This is a genomic window from Meiothermus rufus DSM 22234, from assembly GCF_000423425.1.
Taxonomy (GTDB): Bacteria; Deinococcota; Deinococci; order Deinococcales; family Thermaceae; genus Meiothermus; species Meiothermus rufus.
The window spans coordinates 1-9,378 of the sequence record NZ_AUHY01000084.1; the positions used below are offsets into that span (position 1 = coordinate 1).

10 protein-coding genes, 1 tRNA gene and 1 pseudogene are annotated in these 9,378 nt (G+C 60.8%); 4 read left to right on the forward strand and 8 right to left on the reverse strand.

The genetic code is table 11. The features are described from left to right. Positions 1–225 (reverse strand): annotated as a pseudogene (locus tag G552_RS0112560) (IS701 family transposase); the annotation flags it as partial. An 82-nt stretch (positions 226–307) separates the two neighbouring features. On the opposite strand from G552_RS0112560, the gene G552_RS0112565 reads away from it, so the two are divergent. Continuing rightward, positions 308–994, forward strand: a complete 687-nt coding sequence (locus G552_RS0112565) for an ABC transporter ATP-binding protein (protein ID WP_027883344.1) — start codon at positions 308–310, stop codon at positions 992–994. A gap of 2 nt (positions 995–996) precedes the next feature. Here the strand turns inward: G552_RS0112565 and G552_RS0112570 are convergent, their stop codons facing one another. The 4 genes from G552_RS0112570 to G552_RS0112585 all read right to left on the reverse strand — a co-directional run bounded on the left by G552_RS0112570 (position 997) and on the right by G552_RS0112585 (position 3,563). After that, complete coding sequence (locus G552_RS0112570) at positions 997–2,214, reverse strand: MFS transporter (protein ID WP_027883345.1); 1,218 nt, start codon at positions 2,212–2,214, stop codon at positions 997–999. A 74-nt stretch (positions 2,215–2,288) separates the two neighbouring features. Next, positions 2,289–2,365: transfer RNA gene (locus tag G552_RS0112575), tRNA-Arg, on the reverse strand. Between the two features lie 61 nt (positions 2,366–2,426). Further along, entirely contained in the window at positions 2,427–3,296 is an 870-nt protein-coding gene (locus tag G552_RS0112580; RefSeq protein WP_027883346.1) for a DMT family transporter, read from the reverse strand. A 12-nt stretch (positions 3,297–3,308) separates the two neighbouring features. Next, on the reverse strand, positions 3,309–3,563 hold the full coding sequence (locus G552_RS0112585; protein WP_027883347.1) for a hypothetical protein: 255 nt from the start codon (positions 3,561–3,563) through the stop codon (positions 3,309–3,311). 47 nt (positions 3,564–3,610) lie between these two features. Between G552_RS0112585 and glyA the strand changes: the two genes are divergently transcribed. Both glyA and gabT read left to right on the forward strand, forming a co-directional pair. After that, positions 3,611–4,843: a serine hydroxymethyltransferase gene (glyA, locus tag G552_RS0112590; RefSeq protein ID WP_027883348.1), complete on the forward strand. Its 1,233-nt coding sequence runs from the start codon at positions 3,611–3,613 to the stop codon at positions 4,841–4,843. Positions 4,844–4,969: 126 nt separating this feature from the next. Further along, the gene (gene gabT / locus G552_RS0112595) at positions 4,970–6,268 is read left to right on the forward strand and encodes a 4-aminobutyrate--2-oxoglutarate transaminase (RefSeq protein WP_027883349.1); all 1,299 of its coding nucleotides are present in this window, start codon (positions 4,970–4,972) and stop codon (positions 6,266–6,268) included. On the opposite strand, the gene G552_RS0112600 is transcribed toward gabT, so the two are convergent. From G552_RS0112600 to G552_RS0112610, 3 genes are all read right to left on the reverse strand, one after another. Further along, positions 6,265–7,629 carry an FAD-dependent oxidoreductase gene (locus tag G552_RS0112600; protein WP_027883350.1) on the reverse strand — a complete coding sequence of 455 codons (1,365 nt, stop codon included), beginning with the start codon at positions 7,627–7,629 and terminating at the stop codon, positions 6,265–6,267. The genes gabT and G552_RS0112600 overlap by 4 nt on opposite strands. A gap of 104 nt (positions 7,630–7,733) precedes the next feature. Beyond that, complete coding sequence (gene nrdR, locus G552_RS0112605; protein WP_027883351.1) at positions 7,734–8,249, reverse strand: transcriptional regulator NrdR; 516 nt, start codon at positions 8,247–8,249, stop codon at positions 7,734–7,736. Positions 8,250–8,292: 43 nt separating this feature from the next. Beyond that, on the reverse strand, positions 8,293–9,012 hold the full coding sequence (locus G552_RS0112610) for an SDR family NAD(P)-dependent oxidoreductase (RefSeq protein WP_027883352.1): 720 nt from the start codon (positions 9,010–9,012) through the stop codon (positions 8,293–8,295). 148 nt (positions 9,013–9,160) lie between these two features. Here G552_RS0112610 and G552_RS15465 point away from each other — a divergent pair. Next, positions 9,161–9,378, forward strand: a 218-nt coding sequence (locus tag G552_RS15465; RefSeq protein ID WP_211224827.1) for a helix-turn-helix domain-containing protein, incomplete at its 3' end; no start/stop codon positions are given.

Genomic DNA, 9,378 nt, shown 5'->3' on the forward strand with positions numbered 1-9,378 from the left:
CGCCTTCGCCTCCTGCCACAGCGCCGCCGTGTCGGGCGGCTGTCTTTGCAGCAGGCGGGTAAAGGCATCATGGGCGGGAGGGCTCTTCTCCTTTGGACTACAGCGAGCGGCCTCGGTACAGGTGAAGACCCGCTGAGCGGCGATGAGAAAGTGGATGTAGTCCAGGTCATCGCACTTCGGTGGGTTCATGGGCATCACCCCCTTTGGAGAAGCTTGGCTAAGCACTCTCCTCCTAGCACACAGAAGAATGTCCAGTCAACTGCAACTGCGTAACTCCTAAGTTCATAACACCCTCTAGGAGTGGCCCATGCTTAGGGTGGAAGAGTTACAGGTGCGCTACGGGGGACATGTGGCGGTGGAAAAAGCCCATCTCTGCCTGGCCCCAGGAGAAATAGCGGTGGTGCTAGGGGCTAATGGGGCGGGGAAATCCTCACTCCTGCGAGGGTTAGTGGGGCTTGTGACCGTGGAGGGTAGAGTCTCGGTAGAAGAGGAAGACCTTACTACTTTGCTGCGTACGGGACGCACGGAAAAGCTTATTAGAAAGGGGCTGTACCTAGTGCCAGAACGGGGTGGGGTTTTTCGTAGCCTGAGCGTGCGCGAGAATCTCCTACTCGCAGCTCGAGGTTCTTGGCAAAAGGCTCTAGAACTTTTTCCTCCTTTGGCCGAACGATTGAGCCAACAAGTAGGCACCATGAGTGGAGGAGAACAACGCATGGTAGCTTTGGCTCGAGCCTTGGTAGCCCAACCCCGCTACCTTTTACTCGATGAGCCCACCTTGGGATTGGCTCCCCTGTTGGCCCGGCAACTTCTACAAAGTCTAGAGGCTATTCGGCGAGAAGGAGTGGGAATACTGCTGGTGGAGCAAAATGCCGAACTGGCCTTGCGGATTGCTCAGCGTGGGTACGTGTTGGAAAGAGGACGGATGGTAAAGGAGGCTCCAGCTGACCGACTTTTACACGATCCTACGGTGCGCAAGGCTTATCTGGGGGCCTAACCCTACCGCACCGAGCGAATCTGCCGTACCAGCAGGGTACCCAACACAAAAAAGATCGCCGCCAGTAAAAATAGAACCGTGTAGCCCAGTCCCGCGCTTTGGCGGTTGAAAGCGTCCAGCATAGCCCCAAAACTTCCGGCTAGCACCTGGGGCAGCACAATGGAGGTCTGCCAAAGGCCCATGTCGGTGGCGTGGGCCTCTGGGTTGGACAGCACATCGGAAACCAGCGCCCAGTCTACCGCCAAATAGGCCCCGTAGAGCAGGCCAAAGACCAGGGCTAGCACAAGGAGCAGATCGAAGCGGGGGAGCAGCAGTATGGGTAACATCAGAAGGGCCAGCCCCACCCCAGCAAAGTAGATGAGGGGTTTCCGGCCCCGCTGGTCGGAGAGCCGGCCTGCGGGTACTGCCGAGAGGGCTGCGCCGATGGAGATCAGCAGGCCCAGCAAGGCTACCGCCTGGAAGGCTTCGCCGGCCAAGGTACGACCAAAGGCGCTAAAGTGCTGCACCACATCGGCCAGGTAGTACTGCAGGTAGGTCTGTACGATGTACTGGGCTAGCATGACCAAAAAGCGGGTAAACCAAACCCAGCGGAAGTCGGCGTTTTGCCAGGGTGCCCTCATGCTCTGCCAGAAGCCCCGTCGTTGCGGCCTAAGGCCGGGCACCTCGCGGATTAGGGTCAGGATCAGAAGAGCAGCCAACAGGTTGACCAGGGCGATCAGCAGAAACTGCCACTGTAGGTTGGCCAGTAAGAAGCCCACCGCGCCGGCCCCCACCTGCCCCCCCACCTGGAGGGTGCCCAGCCAGCCCGAGGCAACCCCTCGCTCCCGCCGGGCCGCCAGATCGGGAATCAGGGCCGAGTAGGGGCCGGTGGCAATATCGTCGGCTAGTTGTAGCAGCAGGTAGGCCACCACCAGCTGCCCGTAGCTGCCGGCATAGGCCATCCAGACTAGGGAAGCCGCGGTCAGCAGAGTTCCTAAAGCCAGAAAGGGCATCCGGCGCCCCACCCGGTCAGAGATATAGCCCCAGATGGGTGGCCCGATGAGGGCCATCCCTGCGCCAATGGCGAACAAAAGCCCCAGCCGGGTGGCCCGCTCGGGCTCAGGTACCAGTTCCGCTACCCGGGCCGGCAGCAATACTAAGAGAACCAGAAACCACTTGAAGCTGCTGGCGAACCAATAGGAGGAGAGCACCAGGTACCAAAGGTTGGTGTGAGGGCGCATCCGGCCCAGTATACGGGGCACCCTCGAGCCTGCGCCATTGAAAAACAAAACCGGGGAAGCTCTCCCCGGATTCATGGCGGGCGCGGCAGGATTCGAACCCACGACCTACTGATCCGTAGTCAGTCGCTCTATCCAACTGAGCTACGCGCCCAAGCGCCCTGTAGGTTAGCACAGGCGCTGGGGGGCTGTCAAATATCCGTTCTTGCCCGGATTTAAGGGATTTTCGCGGCAATTTTCTGGGGGGTGGTTGAGGGTCTTCGTACCATCCACACTACGCCCGCCAACACCAGGCCCGCGCCCATGTAGCCCAGCAGGCTAAACCGCTCACCCCACCACAGCCAGGCCGCCAGGGCCGCCACCACCGGTTCGATGGTGGCCACCACCGAGGCCCGGGTGGCCTCGAGCCGCCTCAGCCCAGCAAAATAGAGGGTTACCGCAAAAAACGTCGAGGCGATGGTTAGAAAGGCAATAGCGGCCCAAGCTTCCGCGTTCTTGGGCATGAAGTCTACAAAGGGCAGCAAACCCAGTGCGCCTACCGGGAGGGCATAGAGGAATACGGTGGGGGTGGGGTACTTGTCTAGGTAAAGCTTGCCAAAGAGGTAGTAGGTAGCGTAGGTGAGGGCCGACAGAAGCCCCCAAAAAAGGGCTGCTAGGCTCACCTTCACCCCGCCGCCTTGCAGGCTAACCAGGGCCACCCCTAGCAGGGTCAGGGTCACCGCGCTGATTTTGTGGGCATCCATGGGCTCGCGCAGGAATAGCCAGGACAACAGGGCCACAATGGCTGGAGCGGTGTAGAGCAGTACCGAGGCCAGCGCTGCGCCCCCGCTTTGGATGGCGAGCTGGTAGGCGCCATAAAACAGGGAGATGCCCACCAGACCAAAGCCCAGCACCGCTAGCCGGTCGGTTCGCTCGAGGTGTACTTTTCCTATCCAAAGGGCCTGAGCGCCAAACAGCACGGCCCCTAAGGTGGCCCGCCAAAAGGCCACCTCGAGGGGGCTTACCCCCTGGGCGAAGGCCCATTTGGACACCACCCCCAACAGGCCCCATAGCGAGGCCGCGGCCAGTACGTAGAAGTAGCCCACGAAAAGCAAGGGTTATTCGCCAGACCGCTGCGCGCGGCGGCCCAGCCAGCTCCAGACCATTCCCAAACCCAAAAACAGCCCCGCGCCGAAGACCACCAGATAGGTTACCCAGAGGCGGGGGTTGACATTGTAGAAGTCCCGGCTGCGCTGGGCCGTGAGGGCGACCAGATAGTCGCGGATGGTGATGAAATTCATCGTGGCTAGGACAACGCCAACCAACAACAGCACCAAACCCAGAATTAGCGCGATACGCCCCAAAACGCTCATACCCCTAGTCTAACCGATGGGCCGCTTGGGATTGCTATACTCAAAGAATGGTGAAGACCCCCCCACCCCAACCGCGCGACGAGCAGGTTTTTAGCCTTATCCGGCAGGAAGAAGAACGGCAGAGGAACGGCCTCGAGCTCATCGCCTCGGAAAACTTCACCTCGGCAGCGGTGCGCGAGGCGGTAGGCAGCGTATTGACCAACAAGTACGCCGAGGGTTACCCCGGCAAGCGCTGGTACGGCGGCTGCGAGGTGGTAGATCAGGTCGAAGCCTTGGCCATTGAGCGGGCCAAACAGCTCTTTGGGGCAGCCTGGGCCAACGTGCAGCCCCATTCCGGTAGCAACGCCAATATTGCGGTCTACAGCGCGTTGCTAAAGCCGGGCGATACCGTGCTGGGGATGGATTTGTCCCATGGGGGCCACCTTACCCACGGCTCCCCGGTTAACTTCTCCGGCCTCAACTACAAAGTGGTGGGCTATAAGGTGCGTCCTGAGGACGAGCGGCTTTATATGGAGGATGTGCGGGCGTTAGCCCTGGAGCACAAGCCCAAGCTGATTATCTGTGGGGCTAGCGCCTATAGCCGTATCCTGGACTTCCGGGCCTTCCGTGAGATCGCCGATGAGGTAGGGGCTTACCTGATGGCCGACATCGCGCATATCGCGGGGCTGGTGGCGGCTGGGCTGCACCCTTCCCCTCTGCCTTACGCCCACGTGGTGACCTCTACCACCCACAAAACCCTGCGCGGACCCCGCTCGGGACTGATTCTAAGCAACGACCTCGAGGTGGCCGCCATCCTGGATCGGGCCATCTTTCCTGGCATCCAGGGAGGCCCCCTGGAGCACGTGATCGCTGGAAAGGCAGTGGCCTTCTGGGAGGCTATGCAGCCGGAGTTCAAAGTCTACGCGGCTCAGGTTATCAAAAACGCCCAGGCCCTAGCGGCAGAATTCCAGAAGCGCGGTTACCGGGTGGTTTCGGGGGGCACCGACAATCACCTCTTTGTGCTCGACCTGCGCCCTCAGGGCCTCAACGGTAGCAAGGCTACCAAGCTCTTGGATGCGGTCAACATCACCATCTCTAAGAGCACTCTGCCCTACGATACCGAGAAGATCATCCACGGCGGGGGTATCCGCATTGGCACTCCGGCCATCACCACCCGCGGTATGACCGAGGTGCATATGCCCATCATTGCTGATTTCATCGATCGGGCGCTCAAGGGTGAAGACCCTGAGCGCCTGCGCGCAGAGGTCAAGGCTTTCGCCTCGCAGTTCTACCTGCCCTGACCGCGCAAGGCACCACAAGAGCGCTTTGCTCCATCACTCCGGTTCGCCCGAGGTTGTATAGCGCTGGGGGTACACAAGGCGGGTGTAGAGGGATAGACTCGAGCTTGACTGTTTGGAGGAAGCCTTATGACCCAAGCCCCATCTAAAAACCAAGAACTCCTGGAGCGCCGCCAGAAGATTATCCCCCGGGGGGTTTCCCAAGTCCACCCCATCGTCATCGCCCGTGCCGAGGGAGGACGCATTTGGGATGTGGAGGGCAAGGAGTACCTAGACTGGTTTGGCGGTATTGGCGTGCTGAACGTGGGCCACAACCACCCCAAGGTGGTGGCGGCGGTCAAGGCCCAGCTCGAGCAGTACATCCATACCTGCTTTCCTGCCGTGGCCTACGAGCCCTACATTCGCTTGGCTGAACGGCTTGCGGCCACGGCCCCCATCGCCGGAGAGAAACGCGTCTTCTTCGTCAACACCGGGGTCGAGGCCACCGAGAACGCCATCAAAATCGCCCGGGCCTACACCAACCGGCCCGGGGTCATTGCCTTCCGTCACAGCTTCCATGGGCGCACCCTTTTGGGTATAACCCTCACCGGCAAGGCCAACCCTTACCGGCAGAATTTCGGCCCCTTTGCCCCCGAGGTCTACCACGCCCCCTACCCCTACGAGTACCGCGGCATAGACACCCGCAAAGCTTTGGAAGGACTGCACGAGGTTTTCGAAACCCAGATTGCCCCCGAGCGGGTAGCGGCCATCATCATTGAACCGCAACTGGGTGAGGGGGGGTTTGTGCCTGCCCCCAAGCCTTTTCTCAAGGCCCTACGCAGCCTGACCCAGAAGCATGGGATTGTGCTTATCAGCGATGAGGTACAGACCGGCATTGGCCGCACCGGTAAGTTCTGGGCCATCGAGCACGCCGAGGTGGAGCCCGACCTGATCTGCTTTGCCAAGAGCATCGGTGGGGGCTTGCCCATAGGCGGGGTGCTGGGCAAGGCCGAGGTCATGGACGCCCCCACGGTGGGGGGGTTGGGCAGCACCTTTGGCGGCAACCCCCTGGCCTGTGCCGCAGCCCTGGCCGTGCTGGATATCTTTGAAGAGGAAAATTTGCTGGAAAAAGCCCAGAAGCTAGGAGAAATTCTGCACGAGGGATTCCGCAAGATTCAGGCCCGCTTCCCTCAGGTGGTGGGGGACGTGCGTGGTCTGGGGCCCATGATCGGCATGGAGCTGGTCAAGGACCCCCAGTCGAAGAGCCCCGACGCGCAGCTCACCAACCGGCTGGTGGAGATCGCCCGCGGGAAGGGCCTGCTGCTCTTCAAGGCGGGGATGCACTACAACGTCATCCGCTGCTTGGTGCCGCTGGTGGTGAGCGATCAGGAGGTACGGCAGGGCTTGGCGATTCTGGAGGAGAGCCTCGAGCAGGCTCTGGCGGGCTAGGCTTTAGCCTCGGCCAGCATTTCTTCTAGCCGGGTGACCTTAACCCTGGGGCGGCCTTGGGCCTGTCCTCGGGCGCACTCCAATTGGTCGAGCCTGAGCCAGTGCTCGAGGGTCACAAAAGCCACCCCCTTGCGTTTTAAGTGTTCGGTCAGGGCCTCGGGCTGGGGTTCGGGCGCCTGCGGCAGATGGGGAGCATCCTCCAGGAGCAAGCGAACCGTCTCGGCGGCATCGGCCTTGTTGGTGCCAATCACCCCGCTGGGGCCGCGCTTGATCCAGCCGGCGGTGTACTCGCCTGGGGATACCTGGCCCTCGCGCAGCACCCGCCCTTCCCGGTTGGGAATGATGCCTTTGCGCTCGTCAAAAGGCACTTCGGGTAGGGGTACCCCCTTGTAGCCTACCGAACGCAACACCAGGCCCACCTCTAGCTCCTCAAACACCCTGGTACCTACTGCGTTCATCTTCTCGTCCAGGCGGTTCTTTTCCAGGCGGATGCGCTCCACCCGGCCCTGGCCCAGAATTTCCACCGGCGAGACCAGAAAGCGCAGGTGTATCCGTCGGGGCTTGCCCGCTAGGGGCTTGGCAGCGAACTCCCGCAGCACCTCGAGGTTCCTCAATAGGGCCGGCTGGCCTTCTAGCCAGGCCGCGCTTTGCGCGTCGAGCTCAAGCTCCTCTGGCCGTACCACAATGTCGGCATTGGCCAGTTCCCCCAGCTCACGCAACTCCTTGGTGGTGAACTTGGCTTGGGCCGGGCCCCGCCGGCCCAGCATATAGATGTCGGTCACCTGGCTTTCGGCCAGCACAGCCAAGGCATGGTCGGCGATGTCGGTCTGGGCCAGCTCGGAGGCCGACTTGGCCAGGATGCGGGTGACATCCACCGCCACGTTGCCCATGCCTACCACCGCTACCCCCTTTACGTCCAGCCGCAGGGGTAGGTTTTGGTAATCGGGATGGCCGTTGTACCAGGCCACGAACTCGGTAGCCGAGAGGTTGCCAGGTAGTTCCTCCCCAGGAATATCCAAATGCCGGTCGCTCGAGGCCCCCACCGCGTAGATCACCGCGTCGTAGAAACGGCGTAGATCAGCCTGGCTCAGGTCACGGCCATAGGCCACATGGCCCAAAAAGCGCACCCTGGGGTCTTGTAGCACCTTCTGCATGACCTTGGTTACCGACTTGATGGTCTGGTGGTCGGGGGCTACCCCATAGCGTACCAGGCCGAAAGGGGTGGGCAGCCGGTCGAAGACGTCTACGGAAACCGGTATCTCGCTTTGCTTAATCAGGGCCTCGGCCGCGTAGATGCCCGAGGGCCCCGAGCCTATCACCGCGACCCGCAGAGGGCGGTTTATGTCGAACGGGTTTGCCATGCTCCCACTCCTTCACAAAGCCACTCGCGCCACGGAAATTCGCTGCCGAGAGGCTCGGTAAGATGGTATACCAAAAAAGCCTCGCCTCCGGTAGGGCTAGCGGTTTATACCGTTCCTAGCTTGGCCTCGTCGCTTAGGTTTGCGGCCTCATCCCGCTCTTGTTTTGCGCTTTTGCTTTCCTTACCCTCGAGCTTGCGCACCTCCTCGATGAAGTTTTCTAGGCTATCGAACTCGCGGTACACTGAGGCGAAGCGGATGTAGGCCACTGGGTCGAGTTCTTTCAAAAAAGCCAGGGCGCGCAGCCCAATTTCCTCAGAGCTAATCTCCATTTCCTTCACACTGTCTTCAAAGCCGTAGGCAAACTGCTGCAATACCTCTGGGTCAATGGGGCGCTTGCGGGCCGCCAGGCTGAGCCCACGCAGCAGCTTGTTGGGGTCAAAGGTTTCCTTTCGGCCCGAACGCTTGATGACCAGCAAGGGCTCGAGCTGGGCCCGCTCGTAGGTGGTGAAGCGGCGCTTACAGTTGGGACACTCCCGACGGCGCCGGATCACCGAGCCCTCGTCCGAGGGGCGGGAGTCCAGTACGCGGCTATCGGCGTATCCACAAAAAGGGCAGTTCATAGCTCTAAGGTGTTGAAGGCTGTGCCGGTATTCTTGCCAGACCTCACGGTAGCTCTCGCAGTAAGTCGTAGATTTCCGGCTGATGGGGAGGCTCGGGGAGAAGAACCTCCAAAAGCTGGCCCCGCACCCCCTCCGAGACCATCGACCCCAGGGCTACCGCCACCCGCACCAGGGGGCGGTCGTGCTCCTCACCGACGGGGTCGCGACTGGGGATCACCCCATTGACCCGTACGTTGGTTGGGAACGTGCGGGTAGCCCCTTCGATGAGGCCAGCTACTGCTCCCCGAATAGCGGCCACATGCGGCTGCTCTCGTTGCAAAGGCGGCAGTACCAGGGTGACAAACCCACCTCCACTCAAGTAGCGCAAGCCCTGCTGCAAAACATACAGACTGGACTTCACATCGGCATTGAGCAGGTCATACCACTCGCTTTCCAAAAGCTCCACAAAAGGGGTTTTGCTCTCAGCACTGGTCACGTGTACGATGCCATCGAGCATGCCAAACAGCTCTTCAATTTTTTCGAAAGTATTCATGACGTCGAGTACCACCGACATATCCCCCCGGATGGGGATAGCGGTAGCGCCGAGCTGCTCTACCTCGGAAGCTATGGCTGTGGCCATTTCCACGTCGGGGTCTACGGTGATCACCGTGGCCCCGTTGCGGGCATAGGAGCGGGCCACTGCGCGGCCAAACCCTCGCCCAGCCCCTGTCACCATGACGATTCGTTGTTCTAGACCCAGCAAATCGCGTGAAAATTCGACCATTAGACCCCATCATAGCGCAAAAGCTCCCCGATGCGTATCGTGCTTGGGGGGTGGCGCACCTGCCACCCCTATGAACCCGGACAAACACATGTGAGACTCTAAGCTGGGATAAAAAGAGGGGAACCAACCAAGAAAGGAGGTTCCCCAGGTGCAGTTTACCACCGTTGGCCGAGAGATATGGCAAGGCGCTAGACAAGCACAGAGGCTGGCCGAGGCCAAAGCAGGCGACCCAGAGGTCAAGGAACGTCTGCGCAAGCTCCGACTGGTCAAAGCCCTGCGTGAAAGTAAAAAGAGCTGGAAGGAGATCCAGGACCTGGTGGGGATCAGCCGGGCCACCTACCACCGCTGGAAAAAAGCCCTAAAAGA